This is a genomic window from Sunxiuqinia rutila (assembly GCF_050589705.1).
In the GTDB taxonomy this organism is placed as follows: domain Bacteria; phylum Bacteroidota; class Bacteroidia; order Bacteroidales; family Prolixibacteraceae; genus Sunxiuqinia; species Sunxiuqinia rutila.
Window position 1 is genome coordinate 49,714 of record NZ_JBNGOT010000019.1, and the last position, 23,574, is coordinate 73,287.

The window sequence follows — 23,574 nt, forward strand, 5'->3', positions numbered from 1 at the left end:
GACATATATTACCCAAGTGTTAATAAATCCGGCTTTCCATCCGATTTAATTTTTTACAACATGCCCGGTCAAGGTATTTTCTACTTTTGCACGCGCTTGAAGAAAGCGGCATTACGCAAAACACAAGTAAATAGGCATGAAGAAGAGAGATTACTACATTTTAGGATTGTTGACCTGTCTGGTTATTTACTCGGCTTTGAACCGAAAAGCAATTGTTAGTGACAGTGAAATCAGCTCGATGGATACCCAAGAAAACCACAACGAAAGACTGATTCAACCGATGCAAAGCGACTCCGTATTCCACACCGCCAAGCAGGAAATAGAAGCTGAGGTATAGGCACTGCAATCGTTCTGTGATCCTTGGGACTATTTTCACTTGACAAAACATTTAGGCAGCGGTTCTGATTAGAAGCCAGCTGCATCATCCCCTTCGCAAAATCATTTGTTTTATGATGACACTAGCAGAGAGTCATTATAAAGAAGTCATTCAGATGCAAAAACTCCATTTACTTTCAAGCTATACTTTCCGTTCAATACAGACAAAATGAGGTAAAACAATCAGCCGAACGAAAGACCCCATACTGGAAATGTCCATCTTTTAAAAAAATTAGTTTTATAAAGCTTAACATTTTTCAAATCAACTACCACCCTCTAGGTCTAATGCCCGCCAATGCGGACAAACCGTCCGTTTCAACCAGGCTCTTTTCACTTTTTTTGCTCTATGGGCAAACTGTATGGGCTTACTTTCGTTAAAATGAGGTGAACAATTCCTTTTGTTAACAGGTTGAAAACTATAAACATTAATTACGTTCATCATGATATCGGTACGCTCTCAATTTATTCGGCAACAATTACTAGCCACACCAGCTATCGCTAGTAACATGCTAATTTAAACCAGCTTAAACTCAAACTCATGAAATATACGGACAAAAAACAAACGCCATCCTCCCCAACAGGCCAACCCGAAAAACAAGCAGCTCAAGGACAAGACCTGCCCGCTGGTTTTGACCGGGGAGACACGCCCGAAGCAATTATCCGCTTGGACAAAGATCGGCTCCACCGTTTTTATTCCGATAATCTACCCGCCCTCCTTCAGATTAAACCAACCAAAATCATTGGAAGAACCATTGGAGAAGCCAACTACCTGGGGGAGCTCTCTGCTGAAATTGATCATGTTGTTGAATTGGTACTGAAAAGCAAAAAAGCGTTCTACAAAGAATTCTCCCTCACGCTGCAAAACCGCCCATTCTGGATCAGCATAGGCTTTACTCCTGAAAAGGATGAACATGGGGAGATTACCGGGATTACCGGGGTATTTCGTGACATCAACAGCCAAAAGAACATTGAACAAAGACATCATCACCGTAAGCTACGCGACAACCTGGCTGCAGAAGCCTCTGATTATGGGCTGTGGGACTGGGCTGTGGGAGATGAAACCATGCACCTGTCACGAAAATGGAAATCCCAGCTCGGCTATTACCCGGATGAGTTGGAAAATAAATTTTCTACCTGGACAGATCTCCTTCACCCCGATGATTATAACCGGGTAAAACGCACCTTTGAAAACTTTCTGAAAAGCAGTGCACTAATCTATGAATCCGAATACCGGTTAAAACACAAAGACGGCATCTACCGCTGGTTTAAAACCCGGGCCGCCATGCTCCGCGATTCGAATGGAAAGCCACTTCGTGTGCTGGGAACCAATCGGGATATTACCATTGAGAAGAAGCACCAGAAAGACTTGCGCATGCTGCACCAGGCCATCATGCAAAGCCCTGTGCCCATCGTAATTACGGACCTGGATGGGTACATTGAGTTTTTCAATCCGGCCTATTCAAAAATTACCGGATACCGTAAAGATGAACTGGTTGGTAAAAAAACCAACATTCAAAAGTCGGGTTATCATCCTACCACCTTCTATGAAAAACTTTGGAAAACCATATCGACTGGTAAGGAATGGGTTGGCGAATTTAAAAACAGAAACAAGAACGGTAAAACCTACTGGGAACTCGCCTCTATCTCAAGCCTGAAAGACGAGCAAGGCACCATTACCAACTACCTCAAAATATCCGAAGAAATCACTTCGTTCAAACGCCTGGAAGAAGACCTGAAGCGCTCACAAAAGCGTACACGAATCGAAAACCAGTCCCGAACCAATTTTATGGCCAACATGAGCCATGAAATCCGAACTCCAATCAACGGCATTATTGGTTTTTCTGAATTGTTAAAAACCGGCGACTTAACCCCTGACCAGCAAGTGCGCTACGCAGACATTATTGAAGAAAGTAGTCGCTACTTACTCTTGCTGATTGACGACATCATTGATATTTCAAAAATTGAAGCCAATGAACTGAAGGTCAAGAAAGATGCCTGTTCGCTCAAAAATACATTCAGCGAACTTTCGCAGCAGTTTTTACAAATGAGGGGCCGGAAGCAAAAAGAGCACATTGAAATTCTTTTTCGCAAACCCAAGCTCAAGCATCACGACTACATCTTTACCGACACCCGGCGCTTGAAGCAAATTCTGTTTAACCTGTTCGACAACGCCCTGAAATTTACTGATAATGGACACATTGAAATAGGCTACCAACTTCTGAGCAAGAACAAACTACAGTTCTATGTGGAAGATACCGGACATGGCATTCCGCAAGATCAGCTTAAAACAATTTTCAACCGCACCTTGCAACATGCCCACAGCCTGAAAGAACGCGAAGGAGGAGCCGGACTGGGCTTAGCCATTTCCAATGGGTTGGTGAAATTACTGGGCGGAAACATGAATGTCAAATCCACGGTCAACAAAGGATCAATCTTCTATTTCACGATTCCCTACGACAAGATTACAGCCCCAACCAAAGCAAAACCCAAGAAGACCACCAGCGATTACAACTTCGAAAATTGTACGGTTTTAATTGCCGAAGATGTCGACTACAACTACGAATACCTGTACGAGATACTCAGGGAAACCAAGGCCACTGTGTTGTGGGCTAAAGACGGCATTGATGCCCTCAACCTGTTTTCGAAAAACAAAATTGACCTAATCCTGATGGACATTCAAATGCCGGAAATCGATGGCTACGAAGCCACGCGAACCATACGCCAGTCCGATACGGAGATTCCAATCATTGCACAAACAGCCTACGCCATGAGCGACGAGCAACAAAAATGCCTGGACGCCGGCTGCAATGAAGTATTGAGCAAACCCATAAAGATGAAAGAATTACTGGATACGTTGGCCTCCTATCTGAAATAACCCTACGCTTTTTGCGTGATTTGATTTGCTCTTATTAAATTTGAGGCTTACTTAATAAATTAAGCATGATCACCGAAAAGTTCCCTTCCCGCTTGCTGGAGAATGCAGTTAACGAATTCGCCAAACTGCCCGGCATCGGTCGCAAAACTGCACTTAGGCTGGTACTTCACCTTTTAAAACAGGAAAAATCAGAAGTTGACCTGTTTGGCAACAGCCTCATTCAATTGCGCAATGAAATCAAACACTGCAAGGTTTGTCACAACATATCGGATGTAGATACGTGTAACATCTGCAGCAACCCCAACAGAAGACCAGAGGAGGTTTGCGTGGTTGAAAATATAAAAGATGTGATGGCCATCGAAAACACCCAGCAATTCTCAGGGCTTTACCATGTTTTGGGAGGCATCATTTCACCCATGGATGGCATTGGTCCCTCTGACCTGGAAATTAACTCCCTCATAGAACGGGTTCAAAGCGGCGATGTAAAAGAAGTCGTGCTGGCCCTGAGTCCAACAATGGAAGGCGACACTACCAATTTCTTTATTTATAAAAAACTGAAAGACCTGAATGTAAAAATTTCAACCCTGGCCCGCGGTGTGTCCATTGGCGATGAATTGCAGTACGCCGATGAAATAACCTTGGGAAGATCCATCAAAAACAGGCTTGATTTTGAAAGCACCTTATCCCAATAAAACATCCATTCACCTGTAATAACGCCTAAACACAAGTAAAAAGCCAGTTAATCGGTTACCTCCATGAAACTCTCCATTGTTATTGTCAACTACAATGTCAGGTACTTTTTAGAGCAATGCTTGCATGCTGTTCAGAAGGCCTGCACCTCAATCGAGACGGAGATTTTTGTGGTTGACAACAACTCGGTTGATGGTTCAGCACACATGGTTCGTGAGAAATTCCCGACTGTTCATTTAATTGAAAATCACGGCAACAAGGGTTTTTCAAAAGCGAACAATCAAGCCATCAGGCAGGCGAAAGGCGACTATATTTTATTGCTTAACCCCGACACCTTGGTCGAGGAAGACTGCTTTGTCAAATGCCTGGATTTCATGGACAATCACCCGGAAGCAGGGGGATTAGGTGTCCCCATGATTGATGGCAAAGGACGCTTCCTGCCCGAATCCAAGCGAGGATTGCCTACTCCGGAAGTGGCCTTTTACAAAATTTTTGGCCTTGCCCGACTATTCAGCCATTCGCCTCGTTTTGCCCGCTACCACATGGGGCACCTTGACAAAAATCAAACCCATGAAGTTGATGTTTTAGCCGGCGCTTTTATGCTGCTTCGCCACGCTGTCCTGGAAAAAACCGGCTTGCTGGACGAAGACTATTTCATGTATGGCGAAGATATTGACCTTTCCTACCGGATCACCCAAGCAGGTTTTAAAAACTACTATTTTGCCGGCACAACCATTATTCATTACAAAGGCGAAAGCACCAAAAAAGGCAGCATAAACTATGTGAAGATCTTTTACCAGGCCATGAGCATCTTTGCTGGCAAGCATTTTTCCAAAGGGCGTGCGGGCATGTTCTCATTCCTCATCAATCTGGCCATCTATTTCCGGGCATTGCTGGCACTTACCAGCAGGTTTGCGAAGGCCATAGCCTTTCCAGCAATCGATGCCTTGATTCTTTTCAGTGGTTTTCTGTGGCTGCTCCCCTACTGGGAACAACACAAATACACACCCGATTATTATCCACCCGCTTTCCTCAGAATAGTGGTTCCCATCTATATTTTGATCTGGCTTTCGGCCATCGGACTTAGCAAGGCTTATGCAAAGCCCATTCAAATGAAGAAACTGGCTAAAGGCATTCTATGGGGAAGTATCGGCATTTTAATTTTTCATTCTCTGGCAGATGAAAGTCTACGCTTTTCGCGCGCGCTTATTCTGCTTGGAACCGTCTGGGCTTTTCTCAGCTTGCTCAGTTATCGCTACCTGCTCCGACAAAGTCAGTCATTCAAGGATTTATTTGACCGCAAACACAAAAAGCGAGTCATGCTTGTAGCCAGCGAAGAAGAGGCCCAGCGCATCAGCCAGCTGCTAAAACAATCACTCAGCAAAATCAAGGTTGCCGGAAGGATTCAGCCCAACAGACAGCCCGCCACAGCCATGGCATTGGGGAATCTGGATCAAATTCGTGAAGCCATCCGCATTCACAACATTGAAGAGCTTATATTCAGCGCCATTGACCTGCCCTCACAACAAATCATCAACCTCATGCTTGAGTTGAGTGCAACAAAAGTGGACTTTAAAATAGCTCCTCCACAAAGCCACTCCATCATTGGAAGTAGCTCCATCGACACAGCTGGTGACTTATATGTCGTTCACCTGAATGCCATTACCAAAGAGCACAACCAACAAAACAAACGCCTGCTTGACTTTCTGCTCAGCCTCTTCTTTTTGTGCAGTTACCCCATTCTATGCTGGACCATAAAACAGAAAAAAGGCTTTTTCAACAATATCTGGCAGGTTATCGGCTCATCCAAAAGCTGGGTTGGTTATTCCTGCTATTCGGACATACAGCAGAAATTACCCAAAATAAAACCTGGCATTCTTTCGCCCGTAGACATGCTTGACGAGGACCTTTCCGAAGAAAAAAAACAAGAGATAAATATGGTTTATGCCAAAAATTACAGCATCTTGCAGGATGTTGAAATTATTGTACACGCTTGGAAAAACTTAGGACGATGACTTTAAACAAATTAGCACATGGACAAGTCCGGTTTCGGCCAGTAGAACCGGAGGATCTGGAACTCATCTACCAATGGGAAAATGATCCGGAAATATGGCAGGTAAGCAATACGCTGGTGCCTTTTTCGCGCTACATCTTAAAACAATACATTGCCGAGTCGCACCGCGATATTTTTGAAGCCAAGCAACTACGGCTCATCATTGAGAACATTGATGGGAAGGCCGTTGGAGCCATTGACTTGTTTGATTTTGAACCCTACCATCAGCGTGCCGGAATCGGTATTTTAATTTACAACAAAGATGAGCAAGGCAAGGGCCTGGCTACTGATGCCCTGCGCTTAATGGCTTTGTATGCTACCGATATTTTGGGGCTGCACCAGTTGTATGCTAACATAACTGTGGACAATGAAGCCAGCATTCATCTTTTCAAGAAAGTAGGTTTTCAGCTTGCCGGCAACAAAAAAGACTGGATCAAAACAGCTACCGGCTGGCTGGATGAAGAGCTTTACCAGCTCATTCTGAAGTAAGCCAACAATTAAAGCTGGGAAAAAAGCGGAATCTCCTTTAAAAAGGCATAAGTCTGCTTTTCAGGATTAACCATGCAGCAATAATGATTTAGCCCATTGGAAACAATCAGGTAAGGCACTTGAAAAGTCATGTTATAACGGGCAATCTGATCGAAAGCTTGCTGGGTAACTTTTACCGACGGAGCCTTGAACTCCACTAAAACCAAAGGACTGCCAGAGCGGTTGTATACCAACAAGTCGGCCCGGAATTGATTTTGATTGATTTTCAAACCCGTTTCAATCGCCATCAACGAAGCTGGAAACTTTTTACAGTCAATCAAATATTTGATAAAGTTCTGACGCACCCATTCCTCGGGCGTTAGCACCACGGTTTTCTTACGAATTTCATCAAAAATGAATCTTTTGCCATGCTGCTGTTCAATACGAAACGAATATGTTGGTAAATTTAGTTCGGTAAACATAGTTAGCCGCTACAAAGTTGTATTTTTGTATAATGTCGCACCAGAATGAAATTCAGCCCGACTGATTTTCGTCCAAAAGTGCGAAAAAATTCTTCAACTAATGAAAACGAAAAAAGAAATTGTTGACAATTGGCTTCCGCGCTACACCGGCCGCAGTTTAGAAGACTTCGCAGATTATATTTTACTTACCAACTTTCAACTTTATGTTGAGATGTTTGCCAAACAATTTGATGTTCCCATACTGGGCATCAATCAAAACATGCCTAACGCTTCGAATGGCGACATCACGATTATCAACTTTGGCATGGGCAGCCCCAATGCTGCAACAATCATGGATTTGCTGAGTGCCATCAAACCTGAAGGCGTATTGTTTCTAGGCAAATGCGGGGGCTTAAAACGCAAAAATAAACTGGGCGATTTAATCCTTCCCATTGCAGCCATCCGAAGCGATGGAACTTCGAATGATTACTTACCACCAGAAATTCCGGCCCTTCCGGCCTTTAGCCTGCAGCGCGCTGTGTCAACTGCCGTTCGTGAAAACCGCATGGACTATTGGACTGGTGTGATTTACACCACCAACAAACGTGTTTGGGAATACGATGCCCGTTTTAAAAAGTACTTGTACAAAACACGGGCAATGGCTATTGATATGGAAACAGCCACTATTTTCACCGTTGGATTTGCCAACCAGATTCCAACAGGGGCACTACTTTTAGTGTCTGATCAACCAATGATTTCAACCGGAATAAAAACAGACGCCAGCGATAAAAGAGTAACCACTAATTTTGTCGAAAAACATGTCAAAATAGGCATTGATGCCCTTCTGGAAATAAAAAATAATGGGCGATCGGTGAAACACTTGCGCTTCTAAACGTTGCTTATAATTATGGATTACGAAGATATTTTAGCCAATCTGAAAAAGAAAATCTACCACCCCATTTATTTTTTGATGGGTGAAGAGAGTTATTTTATTGATCAGATTACCGATTACATCAGTAAAAATGTGCTAACCGATGCTGAAAAAAGCTTCAACCAGCATGTGCTGTATGGGAAAGACACCGATATTGAAACCATCATCACCCATGCGCGTCGGTTTCCGATGATGGCCAACCACCAGGTAATCGTCGTCAAGGAAGCCCAAAACATCAAGAAGATTGAAGATCTGGAGGCTTATGTCAAAGCGCCGCTGAAATCAACGATCCTGGTGATCAACTACAAGTATAAAAGTATTGACAAGCGGAAGAGCTTTGCCAAACTGCTGGCTAAAAACTGTGTGCTATTTGAATCCAAAAAGATCTATGACAACAAATTACCCGCATGGATCAACGGGTATTTGGCTGCCCACAAATACAGCATCACCCCCCAGGCTTCGGCCATGATGGCCGAATACCTGGGAACCGACCTGAGCAAGGTGTCCAATGAGCTTAACAAATTGATCATCACCCTGCCTGAAGGAACAAAGATCACTCCCGAGCACATCGAAAAAAATATCGGCATCAGCAAGGATTACAATATTTTTGAGCTTCAGAATGCCTTGTCGCAGCGGAATGTTTTAAAGAGCAACCAAATCATCAACTACTTTGCCGCCAATCCGTCGAGCAACCCGATTACACGCACTATTTCCAGTCTGTATTATTATTTCATGAAAATACTGACTTATCATTTCCTGCCCGATAAGTCACCTAATTCCGTGGCATCGGCACTTCAGGTTGCTCCATATTTTGTGCGTTCATACATCGATGCAGCCAAGGTTTACAACCCGAAAAAATTGGTTGCCATCATGGGAATTTTGCGCGAATATGACATGAAGTCCAAAGGCATGGGCAATGTGTCTTCTTCGGCAGGCGACCTCCAGAAAGAAATGATTTATAAAATTTTACACTAGCAATAGTTACTATGACCCTAATTATTATCGCCATTACCGCATTCGTATCCATTCTTGCTTTCAGCCGAGAGGACCTGATGGATAAACTTCAATTCAATGCCAGCAAGGTCGTTCATAAGCGTGAGTATTACCGGCTGGTTTCGCATGGCTTTGTGCATGCCAACTGGGAACACCTGATCGTAAACATGATTGTGTTGTTTTCTTTTGGACGCGTGATTGAAGCTTATTTTGAATATGGATTTGGACGAATGGCCACTGCCTATTACCTGATCCTCTATTTTGGCGGAATGATTGTTTCTAACCTTTACGCCATTTACAAATACCGGAATAATTTCTATTACAATGCAGTTGGCGCTTCCGGAGCGGTATCGGCGGTGTTGTTTGCCGCAATCTTTTTCGAACCCTGGAACAAGATTTATTTCTTTGGCGTTTTACCCATCCCAGGCATTGTGTTTGCACTGCTATACCTGGCTTATTCCTATTATATGGGCCGAAAACAAAATGACAACGTAGCACACGATGCGCATTTCCTAGGGGCGGTCTTTGGATTCATTTTCCCGATCCTGCTCAACAGCAGCCTTTTTCAACGCTTCATGGATAAGCTCTTTATGGTGATCTGATTCCGGGGCAGAAACAACAGAGCTAAAGACTCGCCGGAAATAGCCCGGAGCAAATGTTTACCTTTTTAAAACTCAAGCCATGTCCAGCCAATTTGTATTAATTGACAACCAGTTTTCCCTGGCTTCAGACCAGCAGCTCACGCTCAGCCTGCTTGAGAATTTGCTTTTTAAAGAACATTTTCGCGCTATTCGCAGTCACCTGCCCTTTTGGAACAAACAGTTGGAGTTGATTCATCTGAAATTCAAACTGCTAAACGAACCTCTTCCCGATATGTTAAAGGAGGATGGCAAAGAGCTCAAAAGACAAATCGAACGCACCTTGATCAAGAACAAACTATTTCGAGGCGCCCACATTCAGGTTTATTTTTTTCGCAAGAACCAACACATTTCCCTCCTTATTAAAACAGAGACGACCAACAAACCTGATGAAAGCCTGAACTCGAATGGATTAACCATTGACATCTTCGACAAAATCAGAAAATCCTGTTCAACGCTCTCGGCCCTGGACTTCGGCTCGGCGCCATTCTGGGAAATTGTAAAGTCAGCTCAAACACCTCCTGCAACTGATGAGCTGCTCCTATTGAATGCGGAAGACTGCATTCTGGAAGCTCCCGGAAAAAATATTTATGCTTTAATTGGAAATACCTTATTAACCCCAGCCCCTAAGTCCGGAGCTTACATTGACCCCAGCCAGCACCTTCTGCCAATTATTTGCGAAAAAATGGGATTAGAAATGCTGGCTGTTGAACGCCTGAAAAAAGAAATTCTCTTCCAGGCCGAGGAGCTTTTTCTGGTCAGCGCTTTTCATGGCATTGAATGGGTGAAAGCGTTCCGGCACAAACGCTACTTCAATAAAACGACCAAACAAATTCATCAGGAGTTTAACAAACTACAACTAGTTTAAGGAAGGATTTTCAGGAAAATGCTCCCACAGCATATACTTTCCACCTATTTCGCGCACCGCCCGCACCCACATATCGTTGGTTTTCCGGTCGGCCATGACCAGTTCTTCTTCAACTTCAGTCACCAACCAGGAATTCTCGGCAAGCTCTTCCTCCAACTGGCCACTATCCCAACCCGAATATCCTAAAAAGAAACGGATCTGTTCGGGCAGAACCAAGCCATCGCGAATTAACCGCTTAAGCTCTTCAAAGTCTCCGCCCCAATACATGTTATCTTTCACATGGATACTGCCCGGAATAAGCTCACCCAAACAGTGAACAAAATACACGGTATCCGTACTAACCGGGCCACCAATATAGACTTCCGCATCGAAATCAGGCAGGTCTCCAAAGATTTCGCTAATGGGAAAGTCGATCTTTTTATTCAGGATAAAACCAATAGCTCCTTTGTCACTATGTGCCACCAATAAAACGATGGCGCGATTAAAATAACTGCCAGGCAAAAAGGGTTCTGCAATCAGAATGCGTCCTTTTTCAGGAGCCACATGATTGGTTTCAATTCGGAATATATTGGTATCCAGATTCATAATTGCCTTATTTCTTAATCAATTTAAAAAAAAACAAGCACTTATCAAACACGTTCAGGGGATTGATTCTAAATTAGGGTAATTTTAGTGAGTTATGCTCAACAGCCTGCCAACTAAGCAACACATGCTGTGCATACTTAAATGGGAAGGGCTTAATCTTCTTCTACAATCAGGAAAACATCTTCATTTTCCTTTTTCATTAAAAACTCTTCGCGGGCAAACTTTTCAAGGTTAGTCAAATTGGTCTGCAGCTCTTTAATTTTTCGCCGATCCGAGATGATCTTCCGCTTCAAATAAGCCTCTTGTTCAATAAGCTGAACCAGCTTGCGCTTATTCTGCAAGTGTTGCAACAAGCTATTCTCGGTAAAAAAACCAACCCATAAAACAAACACTACCAGGGCAATCCAATACTGTGTTGGTAACTTAGACCAGATAACTGACAACATGTTTTTCATTCATCGCTTTTTTCTACTAACAAAAGTAAGGCATATTCACCCTAAAAAAAAGGAGATGAAAAAAAATCATCTCCTTTGTACGGTTAAAATCCTTGCCTTTATTTTTCGTCTGGCAAAAAGTTCGGATACATGTAATCATGTGGCGGCACAAAATTTTCCTTAATGGTACGAATAGATGTCCAGCGTAGGAAATTGAAAACCGACCCGGCTTTATCGTCCGTACCCGACCCCCTGGCCCCGCCGAAGGGTTGCTGCCCAACAACGGCTCCCGTTGGTTTATCATTGATGTAGAAATTACCGGCTGCATTCTCCAACCGCCTGGTGATCTTCTCAATATTGTATCGATCCTGCGAAATCACCGCTCCGGTCAATGCATAAATAGAGGTGTTATCCAAGATGGTTAAGGTTTCATCCATCTTGGCATCTTCGTAAACATAAACCGTTAACACCGGCCCAAATAACTCTTCAACCATGGTCGTATAATCCGGAGTTTTGGCCTGAATAATGGTCGGCTCAATAAAGTAGCCCTTCGACTTATCGTAGTTTCCACCAAAGATGACTTCCGCATCCGCATCTTCCTTTGCACGGTCAATAAAACCGGCCAGCTTATCAAATGAAGCTTCGTCAATAACGGCATTAACGAAGTTGGTAAAATCCTCGGGTGGTCCCATTTTAATGGTAGCCAACGCCTTTCCAACGCGCTTTTTAACATCAGCCCAAATACTCTTTGGAATATAACAGCGTGAAGCCGCCGAGCATTTCTGCCCCTGATATTCAAAAGCTCCCCGAACCATGGCAATAGCCAAGGCCTGACGATCCGCGGTATTGTCTGCGAAAATGAAATCCTTACCTCCTGTTTCTCCTACAATGCGCGGATAGGACTTGTATTTATAAATGTTTTCGCCAATGGTCTTCCAAATACTTTGAAAAACACCCGTAGAGCCTGTGAAGTGAATCCCGGCAAATTCAGGATGCTCAAACACGACCTTGGCAGCAACCGGCCCGGATACATACACCAGGTTGATAACTCCGTCCGGCAGACCTGCCTCTTTAAAAACTTCCATGATCACTGCAGCCGAATACACGGCAGTTTTGGAAGGTTTCCATACGGCAACGTTTCCCATCATGGCCGGAGCCGCAGGCAAATTACCTGCGATAGCCGTAAAGTTAAACGGGGTCAAGGCGAAGACAAAGCCTTCCAAGGGGCGAAATTCATTGTAGTTCCAGATTCCCGGCGCAGACTCGGGTTGCATCTTATAAATATCAGTCATGCATTTTACACCAAAACGTAAAAAATCAGACAACTCACAAGCGGCATCAATTTCAGCCTGAAAGGCATTTTTTGACTGTCCCAACATGGTCGCTGCATTCAATTTGTCACGGTAAGGACCAGCAATCAAATCAGCCGCTTTCAGAAAAATGGAAGCCCGGTGCTGCCATCCCAACGAAGCCCAATTAGCTTTGGCGTCCAAGGCAGTATCAATAGCCATTTGCACATGCGACTCATCGCCCTGATAATAATATCCCAAGGTATGTTTTATGTCATGTGGCGGTGCAATCCGAATCCGGCGGTCAGTGGTAACTTCTTTCCCTCCAATTACCATTGGAAGTTCGACTTCTACATTTCGCAGCTCCGCAATTTTTGCTTTTAGCGAAGCCCTTTCCGGAGAACCCGGAGCGTAACTTTTAACCGGTTCGTTTTTGGCTACCGGCACATTAAAAAAACCTTTTGGCATAACTTTTTCGCTTTAATTTCCGTTTGTATTTGCTTCTCAAACAAATCTATAGAATCAGAAAGAGCTTTTTACTAATAAAAATCAGTTTTAAAAAAAGAGCCAAGTATATCCGCTGTAAACCTTGTTAACACTTAAAAATTACTATATTTAGTCCGATTTAAAAACGGTAGCTATTTTTCATGCTTAAAGCAATTTATCACTTCATCACAAAACCCTACCTCCTTGATTCAGGAGAAGATAAGCGCAAAGTAATTGGCCTTCACATTCTGCTAACACTTGGGCTAATTTACGGATTAATTGATTTGACTTTTTCCTTAACCGGCTACCAGATTAACGAATGTATTCCGGGAGATGCCGCGCTGATCATCCTCAATATCATTGGACTTTATTGTTTACGCAATGCCCGTCCGCGATGTGCCGTGAACACTATTTTTCTGTTTCCTGTTGTCATTTACTTTTTTTTCATCTCGGTACAGTATGCCATTCTCCCCATAAAAAACACCATCCCTTACACGGTATGGGCATTAATCCCAGGCTTTCTTTTTCTGCTTCTTTTTAGTCACAAAAGCGAGCAAAAACTGCTCACCTACCTGGGCGTCAGCTTAGTCACCGTGATTTTTCATTTATATCAGGCCGACAGGCTGTTAGATGCCACCGGGGTGTACTGGTCTACCCAGGAGTTAATTTTAAATCCGCTGATCATTATTCTCTTGGTTTTCACCGCCACCTTCCTGGTTGCCATCAGCTACGAACTAAACCTGAAAGAATTGCGCACGAAGGTTTTGGAGACCGATCAACAGATTAATAAAACGGTCAAATCATTTCAACAAGGCGTGTTGCTCATGCAGTTGCGGGAAGACGAAATGAAGAATCCCACCGGATTAAAAATATTGAAGACAAACCCGGCTTTTCAAAAGATGTTCAACGTCAGCTCGCGCGAGCTTCACCGGGTTGACGCAGAGGTGGTTTTTCCCAAAGTCTTTCGCGACTCCTTCGATTGGAACAACTACTACCTGCACACCAAAAGCAGGCAGCGCACCGAAATTTACATTGAACACCTTGACAAATGGTTTGAAATTTACTCGCTGCAACCAGCCGCCAACCAAATTGCCACCATTTTTTACGACATCACAAACCAGCGTCAGCTAATTGGTTCGCTACAGGAAAGCCGAAAACGCTACAAAGTGTTACTGGAAGCCATTCCCGACATCTTTTTCATCATAGACAAAGACGGGCTATATGTCGACTTTGTCATCAAGGAGTCGGAGCTCATTCAAATCAATCCCGATGATATTGTAGGCAATTCCATTTTTGAAGTAGGTTTTTCAGAAAAAATGTCGCGCAAAATCTTTCAATGCATTCAGGATGCCATCAACCGCGACAGCATTGAAACCATCGAATATGCGCTGGAGGTTGAAAAAGGAACTGCCATGTTTGAAATGCGCATTGCCCGACTGGACGACAATTCAGTTATCTCCATTGCCCGCGATATTACCAAACGTAAAATTGCCGAAATCAGGCTCGAAGAAGCCAAGCTAAAAGCAGAAGAAGCCGATCAGCTAAAATCAGCTTTCCTGGCCAACATCTCCCACGAAATTCGCACCCCGATGAATGCCATCATCGGTTTTTCAAAAATGATTGGATCTCCGGACTTTGATCAGGAAGAAAAAAATCGCTTCATCGACATCATTACCAGCAATGGCAAACTGTTGATGGAAATGATAAACGACATGATCAGTTTGTCGAAAATAGAAAGCCACCAGGTAACCGTCAAGGAAAGCTTTTGCAAAATCAACGATCTGATGGTTGAGCTCTACCGCGAATACAGCTTTGATCTGGCCTCGAAACCCATTCGCCTAAAACTGAGCAACCAAAATGCCAACCCGAGGTTCGGGGTAACTACCGACCGGTACCTTCTTAACGAAATCATTCAGAAGCTACTGGACAATGCGGTCAAGTTCACCAACGAGGGGGAAATTGAATTTGGCTACAAACTAATCGGGAAAGACCAGCTTCAGTTTTTTGTAAAAGACACCGGCATTGGAATCGATGAGGAGCAAGTTCAACGCATTTTTGAGCGTTTCCACCAAATTGATAATAAGACAACCCGCAAGTACGAAGGTTCCGGACTAGGCCTGGCCATTGCTCAACACTACACGGTTTTGCTAGGAGGTAAAATTGAAGTAAAATCAAACATCAACCAGGGCTCAGTTTTCTATTTCAGCATTCCCTTCAAAAACGGAGATGGCACCTTGCAAGTGGTTCGCTAAAAATCGACATTCAAAACCTGATAACCAACCAGTTCATCGTACCGCCCGGACATGCCCCTGTAATAAACAAAAATCTGGTATTCGTTTTCCGTTTCGTAATGCGAACCTTCAATCACCGAAGCATCGGCCTTTTGTGCTCCCTGGGGTACATACACATATTGGTAATTGTAATAGCCTTGCTTTAGCAACAAGCTTAATTCGTAGGCCGATTGTTCGTAATTCCAACTCATTTCATTGCTTTTATTAGCTGTCCAGCCAGTTAAAGCCCCCATCACATTAACGGTTCCACCAACCAGCTGCGACTCCAGTGGCAAGGTGAAATGCACAAAATAATAATCACACTCGGTATCATAATCATCCACCCGGTCCTGGCTTTCAACCACAAAGTTGCCATTCATCTCCTTGTAGCCAAAATACTTTTGATTCGATCGTACTTCATCGGTCATCAGGGTTACGTGATAATACGGTCGGAAGAAATCAATTGCTGCCACGTTTTCGCCATTGTACCTTCGGGAGCGAATATCGAAATAGCGAAATTCGTTTCCACCCGGAAAAACATTTTCCCGATCGTAATCATAAACCAATTCTTTTTCCCGAATAAACAAAGGTTTTAAGTCGCGGACGGCGGAATCCCAACGCCGGTTTTGCATGACCACAACCTTAATTTCCTCCCGAGGATCAATCAGGTTCAGATTTTCATGATAAATGGTAAAGTCAACTTCCTGATTGTCGCCTTTAAACGGGTCAAAAGTCGCTCGTTTCACCACACCACTTACCCGGACCCTGGGTTGTATCACCTGAAAGCGATGGGTTAAAACCAGCTTTTCCCGATCCTGATCTTCATAAATCACCAAGGCGTAATTTCCCGACTTGGTAATCCGAACCTCCTCATTAGGAACCTGAATCAGGTAATTGATATATGTCATCGTTGTATTAAAACTAAAAGCATAGTCTTCCACCGGATTTTCATAAAACCCTTCCAAATAATCGCTCTGTAAAAGGAACGATTCCTGCCAATTGGCATCACAGTGAACGATGGTGTAATAATAGCTTTGCACCTCCCCCTGAAGATCGTCAAATTTGAAGACAAGACTACCTTCAGTACCAAGCTCGTAGATCGGATGACTCAACTCGAAACCCGCACGAAAAGCTTGCACCGTCTTGATTTTATCACTGAACACGGCATCCTGATAATGGTATTCACTTCCATTTTGTGCGGAAGAATTTAATGTAAAAATAACGCATGCTTTTAGGAGTAAAAACCAAAGAAAAGGGCTCATTTGTTTTATCTTTATCAGGCTAGATTGAACATTACAGGCGAAAAACAACTTACGATCATTCCAATCGCATAAAACAGCAACGAACGGACGTATTTAAATATTTCAATTCGTATAAGTTTATATAGCAAAGATTGTGAAAAGTTTTTTAAATACGTACTTTTGCCTGCCTAAATAATAACTACAACAAGGGATTACAATGTCAAAGCATTTTAAAATGAAACGCGGATTCAACATCCGGTTGAAAGGAGCTGCCCAAGCGGTTCTGGAGGATGCTCCCGCACCAAAATCAGTTGCCGTAAAGCCGACTGATTTTCCAGGCTTAACTCCGAAATTAAGTGTGAAAGCTGATGCCCAGGTTAAAGCTGGTGATGCCCTCTTCTTCGACAAATACAATCCTGAGATTTTATTTACTTCTCCTGTCAGTGGAACCGTTCAGGCGGTGGTGCGCGGAGAACGCCGTAAAGTTTTAGAGATTGTTGTTGAACCTGATGGAAAAAATGAGCACTGTGAATTCACCAAGGCTGATCCATCCAAGCTATCTCGTGAAGAGGTTCGTGACCAACTTCTAAAAAGTGGTTTGTGGCCATTCATCAAGCAACGGCCCTACGGCGTGCTGGCCAAACCAGCAGATGTTCCGGGTAACATTGTTATTTCGGCTTTCGACTCAGCACCACTCGCTCCTGATTATGAGTTCTTGTTTTCGAAAGAAAAATCGGCACTCCAAACAGGAATTGATGCGATCAGCAAGCTAACAGAAGGCAAAGTTTACCTAGGACTCGCTCCGGAGCAAGCCTCGGGTGTTTTTGCGTCATTGAAAAATGTGGAGACAAACACATTCAGTGGTCCGCACCCGGCAGGTAATGTTGGTGTTCAAATCAGCAAAGTTTGTCCGATCGGAAAAACAGATCTTGTGTGGACACTTACCCCACAGGCACTTGTTTTTATTGGGCGATTATTCGAAACCGGCAAAGTTGATTTCAGCAAAACCATTGCCTTAACAGGTTCTGAAGTCAAAGCCCCTAAATACCTCAAAACAATCCACGGAGCGCGGATTGGAGACTTGGTTAAAGAACAAACCCAAGGCGATGTAAAAGAACGCATCATCAGCGGGAACGTACTTACCGGAACTAAAGTAGAGCAAGATGGTTACCTGGGTTATTTCGACCAGCAACTTACGGTTATCCCCGAAGGCGATGACTACGAGTTTATGGGTTGGGCCGCACCGGGTGTTGATAAATTCTCGGCCAGCAAAACCTTCTTTTCAAAACTTCTTCCGAAAAAGGAATATGTACTGAATGCCAATCTTCACGGAGGAGAGCGCGCTTTTGTTGTTTCCGGACAATATGAGAAGTTCCTTCCGATGGATATTCTGCCGGTACACCTGTTAAAAGCCATTCTGGTTAATGACATTGACAAGATGGAACAACTCGGAATCTACGAGGTGGTAGAAGAAGACCTGGCCTTGTGTGAATATGCATGTACCTCCAAAATTAAAGTACAGGACATTTTGCGCGAAGGAATTAATTCGATGATTAAAGAATTAGGATAACCATTCTGGTTGCTTGAAACAAAACAGATAATTCAATGAAAGCGTTAAGAAACTTTTTTGAAAAGACGAAACCACATGTGCAGAAAGGCGCCAAATTCCATTGGTTGCATTCAACGCATGACTCTTTCTTCACATTGGCCTTCGTTCAGAAAAATACATCCAAATCAGGAACTCATATTCATGATTACATTGATTTGAAAAGAACCATGGGGATCGTGGTTCTGGCTCTTGTCCCAGCTTTGTTGATGGGAATGTTCAATGTTGGTTACCAGCATTTCGGTGCCTTGGGTCAACTGGAAACAACTGGCTTTTTTGACATCTTCCTTTTCGGACTGTTAAAAGTATTGCCTGTTATCATCGTTTCCTATGTAGTTGGACTGGGAATCGAGTTTATTTTTGCCCAAATCCGCGGACACGAAGTGAACGAAGGCTTCCTGGTTTCCGGGATGTTAATTCCGCTGGTAATGCCAATCAACACCCCATTGTGGATGATTGGAGTAGCCACTGCCTTTGCCGTAATTATTGGGAAAGAGGTTTTTGGAGGAACTGGAATGAACATCTGGAATCCGGCACTGGTTGCACGGGCATTCCTGTTTTTTGCCTATCCGGCCCAAATGTCGGGTGATTCGGTTTGGATTTCAGCCAGTGGCATCGAAAAAATGGCTGACGGATTTACCGGAGCGACACCGATGGCCGAAGCAGCCTTGGGAAACACGGATCTGAATGCCTGGAATGCCTTTATCGGACTAATTCCAGGATCAATTGGTGAAACATCAACATTGGCCATTCTGATTGGAGCTGCCATCCTGATACTAACCGGAATTGGAAACTGGAAAATTATGCTTTCCACCGTGTTGGGTGGCGTATTTATGGGGGTTTTACTCAATATTTTTGCTGTAAACGCCTACATGGCCATGCCTTTCTGGGAACACCTGATTATCGGAGGTTTTGCCTTTGGTGCCGTGTTTATGGCTACAGACCCCGTTTCGGCGGCACAAACTGAAAAAGGAAAATGGATTTACGGATTCTTAATTGGAGTGCTGGCCATTCTGATCCGTGTGGTTAACCCCGCATACCCGGAAGGAATGATGCTTGCCATTCTGCTGATGAATACTTTTGCACCGCTGATTGACCACTACATCATTCAGGGCAATATCAAACGTCGTTTAAAACGTGTTCAACAGAGCGCTTAATCCTTTAAAGTAAAAAGAAATGGATAGAAACAGTAATGTTTATACATTTATATATGCCTCAGGAATGGTGATCGTGGTTGCTGCAATTCTTTCAATTGCGGCCATCAACTTAAAACCATTTCAGGACAGGAATATTGAAGTAGAGAAAAAGCAAAATATTCTGGCTTCTGTTAACATTCAGGCCGACGCTACGAATGCAGAAGAGATTTATGCTGAGAAAATTGTTAACAGCTACATTGTCAACTCCAAGGGCGAGCAAGTAGAGGGTGATGCATTTACCGTTGATTTGAAAAAAGAGCGTGCAAAACCCGTTGCCGAGCAGCAACTGCCGGTTTTTGAATGCCAGATTGACGGAGGCGTGAAATACATTGTTCCGCTGCGTGGCGCCGGACTTTGGGGACCTATCTGGGGTTACTTGTCGTTGGAAGATGACATGTCAACTATTTACGGAGCATCGTTCGACCACCAGGGAGAAACGCCGGGACTGGGTGCTGAGATTTCGACCGACCCGTTTGAAACACAATTCAAACACAAACAAATTTACGAGGGCGGAAAACTGGTTTCCATTATCGTTGCAAAGTCCAACGAGTCAGCTCCGGAGCAGCACAAAGTAGATGCAATTTCAGGAGGTACCATCACATCCAAAGGATTAGAGAAGATGTTATTGGATGATTTGAGCTCCTATAATGCTTTTTTCAACCAGAAAAAATAAGAGAAAATGAGTGATAAAGAACCTTTATTTTCAAAGAAAAACCTGCAACTGCTCAGCGATCCGCTAAACAGCAGTAACCCAATTACCGTTCAGGTGCTGGGGATCTGTTCGGCCCTGGCTGTAACAGCTCAATTGAAACCATCGGTGGTAATGTCTTTATCAGTAGTGGCGGTATTGGCTTTTGCCAACGTAATTATCTCCTTACTGAGAAATACCATTCCTAACCGGATCCGGATTATCGTCCAGCTGGTGGTGATTGCCGCATTGGTTATCCTGGTTGACCAGGTTTTGAAAGCATTTGTTTACGATGTCAGTAAGCAGTTGTCTGTGTTTGTAGGATTGATCATTACCAACTGTATCATCATGGGACGTTTGGAAGCTTTTGCCTTGGGGAATAAGCCCTGGCCTTCGTTCCTGGACGGACTTGGAAATGCCGCCGGTTATGGTGCCATTCTGATTATTGTTGGTTTTGTACGCGAATTATTTGGTTCCGGAAGCATCTGGGGCTACAAAGTTATTCCGGCCAGTTGGTACATCGAAAACGGTGGTTTTTATGCCAACAACGGGATGATGATTCTGCCTCCAATGGCGTTGATTACCGTAGGTATTATTATCTGGGTTCAGCGTAGTCGTAACCGTAAACTGATTGAAGATTAATCCGCAAAAAGAGAAGAAATTATGGAAAACCTGATTAATTTATTTATCAAATCCATCTTTATTGAGAACATGGTATTTGCCTATTTCCTGGGCATGTGTTCTTACCTGGCGGTATCCAAATCAGTAAAAACAGCTACCGGACTTGGGCTGGCTGTCATCTTTGTTTTGGGAATTACCGTTCCTGTTGATTATTTATTGGAAAACTATGTGCTGAAAGAAGGTGCGCTGACTTGGTTGAGCCCGACTTTCGCTGCTGTCGACCTTAGCTTCCTTAGCTTTATCATGTTTATTGCCGTAATTGCATCCATGGTTCAGCTGGTGGAAATGGTGGTTGAAAAGTTTGCTCCCGTACTGTACACGCAGCTGGGTATTTTCTTACCCCTGATTGCTGTGAACTGTGCAATTTTAGGAGGCTCTCTGTTCATGCAGCAAAAAGCTTTCCTCAATATTGGCGAAGCCTCTGTTTATGGTTTAGGCTCTGGCGTGGGCTGGTTCCTGGCTATTGTTGGTATTGCAGCCATTCGTGAAAAAATTGAATACTCTCATGTTCCGGCTCCCTTGAAAGGTCTTGGAATTACATTCATTGTAACCGGATTAATGGGATTGGCATTCATGGGATTCATGGGAATAAAACTATAATCAGATAAAAAATTCAGAACAATGATATTTTTAGCAACTCAAACGACAATCGTTATTACCAGTATCGCTGTCTTCCTGTTGATGGTGATTCTTTTAGTATCGATTTTGCTGTATGCCAAGAAAAAGCTGACTCCTTCCGGAGTTGTCAAGGTAAACATTAACGAAGGCGACACCGTACTGGAAACCAACCCGGGAGACACCTTGCTGACCACTCTGGGAAACAACAAGATTTTCCTTCCATCGGCTTGTGGTGGTGGTGGTACTTGTGCCATGTGTCGCTGCCAGGTTGTTGATGGTGGCGGTTCTATTCTGCCTACCGAAACCGGTTACTTTACCCGCAAAGAGCAAAACGACAACTGGCGTTTGGCCTGCCAGGTAAAGGTAAAAGAAGATATGCAGCTGAAGATTCCTCAGGAAATCATGGGAATCAAGAAATGGGAATGCGAAGTTATTTCGAATAAGAACGTAGCGACTTACATTAAAGAGTTTGTCGTACGCTTGCCAGAAGGCGAAACGCTGGATTTCAAATCAGGAGGTTACATTCAGATTGATGTTCCTAAGATTGATGTCGATTTCAAAGACATAGAAGTGGAAGAGCAATTCCGTCCCGAATGGGAACAGTTCAACCTGTTCGACCTGAAAATGAAAAACCCGGAACCAACATTCCGTGCCTACTCCATGGCTAACCACCCGGCTGAAGGCAACATCGTGATGTTGAACATCCGGATTGCCACACCTCCGTTTGACCGCGTGAATGGTGGCTTCCAGAAAGTTAACCCGGGAATTTGTTCTTCTTACATTTTCTCACGCAAACCAGGCGACAAAGTAACCATCTCAGGTCCTTACGGAGAGTTCTTCCTGAAAGACAACGACAATGAGATGATGTTTATTGGTGGTGGTGCCGGTATGGCTCCTATGCGTTCGCACTTGTTCCACTTGTTCCACACCCTGGAAGAATCGAACAAAAAAGTGACGTTCTGGTATGGTGCTCGTTCCTGGAGAGAGGTGTTCTACTACGATCAGTTTAAAGCCATTGAAGAGAAGTTCCCGAATTTCAGCTTCCACCTGGCTTTATCCGATCCGCAGCCCGAAGACAACTGGGAAGGACCAACCGGATTTATTCACCAGGTGATTCATGACCAATACCTTGGAAAACATGAAGAACCCGAAGAAATCGATTACTACTTGTGTGGTCCACCGATGATGAACGATGCCGTTCAGAAAATGCTTTATGACCTGGGAGTACCTGATGAAAACATCATGTTTGACGATTTCGGAAGTTAATTCCAGTCCAGAATATAAAAAGAGCTTTCAATTTCGGTTGAAAGCTCTTTTTCTTTGCCCTTGTTCAGTCGCTTCACGCTTTCGGAGTAAGTTGTCCGGAATGCGCGGGCAAGCCACTCCAGAAGCTTGGGTACGCTAGCCAAGGAATCTGGCCGCCCTACCCAAGGAGTGCGACTAAGCTACCCACGAGGCTTGGCTGCCTTACTCAAGACCTCGGACTACGCTGCCCAGGAAGCTTGGGCGCCTTGCTCAAGAAGCCTGACCACACCACTCCGGCTGGAAAGAAGCGATAGGAAATAAGCCGTTCAGGCTAAAATCAATAACGTTTAAAGGAAATACTGCGGCGGTCTAACGCCGTTCCTGAAAGAAGGCCGTCATCAGGTCGCCACATTCGTCGGCCAACACGCCCCCCACCACTTCGGTTTTCGGATGCAAGGCTTTAGGCGCAAAGTTGGAAAAACCACGTTTGGCATCGTAAGCGCCAAAAACAACGCGTCCCACCTGCGACCATCCTAAGGCACCGGCGCACATCACACAAGGCTCTAAAGTGACGTAAAGCGTACATTTATCCAGGTATTTGCCTCCAAGCAGGTTGGCGGCAGCTGTAATCGCCTGCATCTCGGCATGAGCCGTCACGTCGGTTAAGGTTTCCGTCAGGTTATGTGCGCGTGCAATCACTAATTCCTGAGCAACGACAACGGCTCCTACCGGAACCTCACCCTTTTCATAAGCGCGTTGTGCTTCCTGAAAAGCTTTCTTCATAAAATAAGTATCATCAAAAGGCTTCATCTCAAAAATCCGTTCAGAATTAATCACAAACCTACAATTTAAATTGCTAAAAACTGCTTATTTTTGCAGGCAA

At 44.0% G+C, this 23,574-nt stretch carries 22 protein-coding genes; 16 read left to right on the top strand and 6 right to left on the bottom strand.

From position 1 onward, the window contains the following. Positions 1 to 136: 136 nt before the first annotated feature. The 5 genes from ACRD6K_RS18210 (at position 137) to ACRD6K_RS18230 (ending at position 6,482) form a co-directional block, all read left to right on the top strand. Positions 137 to 337 carry a hypothetical protein gene (locus tag ACRD6K_RS18210; protein WP_430974425.1) on the top strand — a complete coding sequence of 67 codons (201 nt, stop codon included), beginning with the start codon at positions 137 to 139 and terminating at the stop codon, positions 335 to 337. Between the two features lie 576 nt (positions 338 to 913). Next, a complete protein-coding gene (locus ACRD6K_RS18215) occupies positions 914 to 3,250 on the top strand; it encodes a PAS domain-containing hybrid sensor histidine kinase/response regulator (protein ID WP_430974426.1) in 2,337 nt (778 codons plus the stop codon). Positions 3,251 to 3,315: 65 nt separating this feature from the next. Continuing rightward, positions 3,316 to 3,942, top strand: coding sequence for a recombination mediator RecR (recR, locus tag ACRD6K_RS18220; protein ID WP_299581254.1), 627 nt, complete (start codon positions 3,316 to 3,318; stop codon positions 3,940 to 3,942). A 63-nt stretch (positions 3,943 to 4,005) separates the two neighbouring features. Then, positions 4,006 to 5,955: a glycosyltransferase family 2 protein gene (locus tag ACRD6K_RS18225; protein WP_430974427.1), complete on the top strand. Its 1,950-nt coding sequence runs from the start codon at positions 4,006 to 4,008 to the stop codon at positions 5,953 to 5,955. Then, on the top strand, positions 5,952 to 6,482 hold the full coding sequence (locus ACRD6K_RS18230) for a GNAT family N-acetyltransferase (RefSeq protein WP_299581260.1): 531 nt from the start codon (positions 5,952 to 5,954) through the stop codon (positions 6,480 to 6,482). The genes ACRD6K_RS18225 and ACRD6K_RS18230 overlap by 4 nt, the downstream gene beginning before the upstream one ends. Before the next feature lie 8 nt (positions 6,483 to 6,490). On the opposite strand, the gene ACRD6K_RS18235 is transcribed toward ACRD6K_RS18230, so the two are convergent. After that, positions 6,491 to 6,943: a type I restriction enzyme HsdR N-terminal domain-containing protein gene (locus ACRD6K_RS18235; protein WP_430974428.1), complete on the bottom strand. Its 453-nt coding sequence runs from the start codon at positions 6,941 to 6,943 to the stop codon at positions 6,491 to 6,493. Positions 6,944 to 7,043: 100 nt separating this feature from the next. On the opposite strand from ACRD6K_RS18235, the gene ACRD6K_RS18240 reads away from it, so the two are divergent. The 4 genes from ACRD6K_RS18240 (at position 7,044) to ACRD6K_RS18255 (ending at position 10,352) form a co-directional block, all read left to right on the top strand. Next, a complete protein-coding gene (locus tag ACRD6K_RS18240) occupies positions 7,044 to 7,814 on the top strand; it encodes an AMP nucleosidase (RefSeq protein ID WP_299581266.1) in 771 nt (256 codons plus the stop codon). Between the two features lie 15 nt (positions 7,815 to 7,829). Beyond that, entirely contained in the window at positions 7,830 to 8,828 is a 999-nt protein-coding gene (gene holA / locus ACRD6K_RS18245; protein WP_299581302.1) for a DNA polymerase III subunit delta, read from the top strand. 11 nt (positions 8,829 to 8,839) lie between these two features. Then, positions 8,840 to 9,448 carry a rhomboid family intramembrane serine protease gene (locus tag ACRD6K_RS18250; RefSeq protein WP_430974429.1) on the top strand — a complete coding sequence of 203 codons (609 nt, stop codon included), beginning with the start codon at positions 8,840 to 8,842 and terminating at the stop codon, positions 9,446 to 9,448. A gap of 79 nt (positions 9,449 to 9,527) precedes the next feature. Continuing rightward, complete coding sequence (locus ACRD6K_RS18255; RefSeq protein WP_430974430.1) at positions 9,528 to 10,352, top strand: hypothetical protein; 825 nt, start codon at positions 9,528 to 9,530, stop codon at positions 10,350 to 10,352. Here the strand turns inward: ACRD6K_RS18255 and ACRD6K_RS18260 are convergent. From ACRD6K_RS18260 to pruA, 3 genes are all read right to left on the bottom strand, one after another. Beyond that, on the bottom strand, positions 10,344 to 10,937 hold the full coding sequence (locus ACRD6K_RS18260) for a YqgE/AlgH family protein (RefSeq protein ID WP_299581332.1): 594 nt from the start codon (positions 10,935 to 10,937) through the stop codon (positions 10,344 to 10,346). The genes ACRD6K_RS18255 and ACRD6K_RS18260 overlap by 9 nt on opposite strands. A gap of 152 nt (positions 10,938 to 11,089) precedes the next feature. Continuing rightward, complete coding sequence (locus tag ACRD6K_RS18265) at positions 11,090 to 11,392, bottom strand: FtsB family cell division protein (RefSeq protein ID WP_299581335.1); 303 nt, start codon at positions 11,390 to 11,392, stop codon at positions 11,090 to 11,092. 98 nt (positions 11,393 to 11,490) lie between these two features. After that, complete coding sequence (pruA, locus tag ACRD6K_RS18270) at positions 11,491 to 13,128, bottom strand: L-glutamate gamma-semialdehyde dehydrogenase (RefSeq protein ID WP_430974431.1); 1,638 nt, start codon at positions 13,126 to 13,128, stop codon at positions 11,491 to 11,493. 179 nt (positions 13,129 to 13,307) lie between these two features. On the opposite strand from pruA, the gene ACRD6K_RS18275 reads away from it, so the two are divergent. Further along, positions 13,308 to 15,398, top strand: coding sequence for a PAS domain-containing sensor histidine kinase (locus tag ACRD6K_RS18275; RefSeq protein ID WP_430974432.1), 2,091 nt, complete (start codon positions 13,308 to 13,310; stop codon positions 15,396 to 15,398). Here ACRD6K_RS18275 and ACRD6K_RS18280 read toward each other — a convergent pair. Then, positions 15,395 to 16,678, bottom strand: coding sequence for a type IX secretion system plug protein (locus ACRD6K_RS18280; protein ID WP_430974433.1), 1,284 nt, complete (start codon positions 16,676 to 16,678; stop codon positions 15,395 to 15,397). The genes ACRD6K_RS18275 and ACRD6K_RS18280 overlap by 4 nt on opposite strands. A 196-nt stretch (positions 16,679 to 16,874) precedes the next feature. On the opposite strand from ACRD6K_RS18280, the gene ACRD6K_RS18285 reads away from it, so the two are divergent. Genes ACRD6K_RS18285 through nqrF form a run of 6 tightly spaced genes read left to right on the top strand, consistent with a single transcriptional unit; the run spans position 16,875 to position 22,712 of the window. Continuing rightward, a complete protein-coding gene (locus ACRD6K_RS18285; RefSeq protein ID WP_430974434.1) occupies positions 16,875 to 18,227 on the top strand; it encodes a Na(+)-translocating NADH-quinone reductase subunit A in 1,353 nt (450 codons plus the stop codon). A 35-nt stretch (positions 18,228 to 18,262) separates the two neighbouring features. After that, positions 18,263 to 19,420 (top strand): NADH:ubiquinone reductase (Na(+)-transporting) subunit B, encoded by a 1,158-nt coding sequence (locus ACRD6K_RS18290; protein WP_430974435.1) that lies wholly within the window; start codon positions 18,263 to 18,265, stop codon positions 19,418 to 19,420. A gap of 19 nt (positions 19,421 to 19,439) precedes the next feature. Continuing rightward, complete coding sequence (gene nqrC, locus ACRD6K_RS18295; RefSeq protein ID WP_299581353.1) at positions 19,440 to 20,132, top strand: NADH:ubiquinone reductase (Na(+)-transporting) subunit C; 693 nt, start codon at positions 19,440 to 19,442, stop codon at positions 20,130 to 20,132. 6 nt (positions 20,133 to 20,138) lie between these two features. Further along, complete coding sequence (locus ACRD6K_RS18300; RefSeq protein WP_430974436.1) at positions 20,139 to 20,789, top strand: NADH:ubiquinone reductase (Na(+)-transporting) subunit D; 651 nt, start codon at positions 20,139 to 20,141, stop codon at positions 20,787 to 20,789. A 21-nt stretch (positions 20,790 to 20,810) separates the two neighbouring features. Continuing rightward, positions 20,811 to 21,428 carry an NADH:ubiquinone reductase (Na(+)-transporting) subunit E gene (gene nqrE, locus ACRD6K_RS18305; RefSeq protein WP_299581371.1) on the top strand — a complete coding sequence of 206 codons (618 nt, stop codon included), beginning with the start codon at positions 20,811 to 20,813 and terminating at the stop codon, positions 21,426 to 21,428. A gap of 21 nt (positions 21,429 to 21,449) precedes the next feature. Further along, a complete protein-coding gene (nqrF, locus tag ACRD6K_RS18310) occupies positions 21,450 to 22,712 on the top strand; it encodes an NADH:ubiquinone reductase (Na(+)-transporting) subunit F (RefSeq protein ID WP_299581378.1) in 1,263 nt (420 codons plus the stop codon). Between the two features lie 348 nt (positions 22,713 to 23,060). Here nqrF and ACRD6K_RS18315 read toward each other — a convergent pair whose 3' ends face one another. Further along, positions 23,061 to 23,528 carry a nucleoside deaminase gene (locus ACRD6K_RS18315; RefSeq protein ID WP_299581381.1) on the bottom strand — a complete coding sequence of 156 codons (468 nt, stop codon included), beginning with the start codon at positions 23,526 to 23,528 and terminating at the stop codon, positions 23,061 to 23,063. Positions 23,529 to 23,574 lie beyond the last annotated feature (46 nt).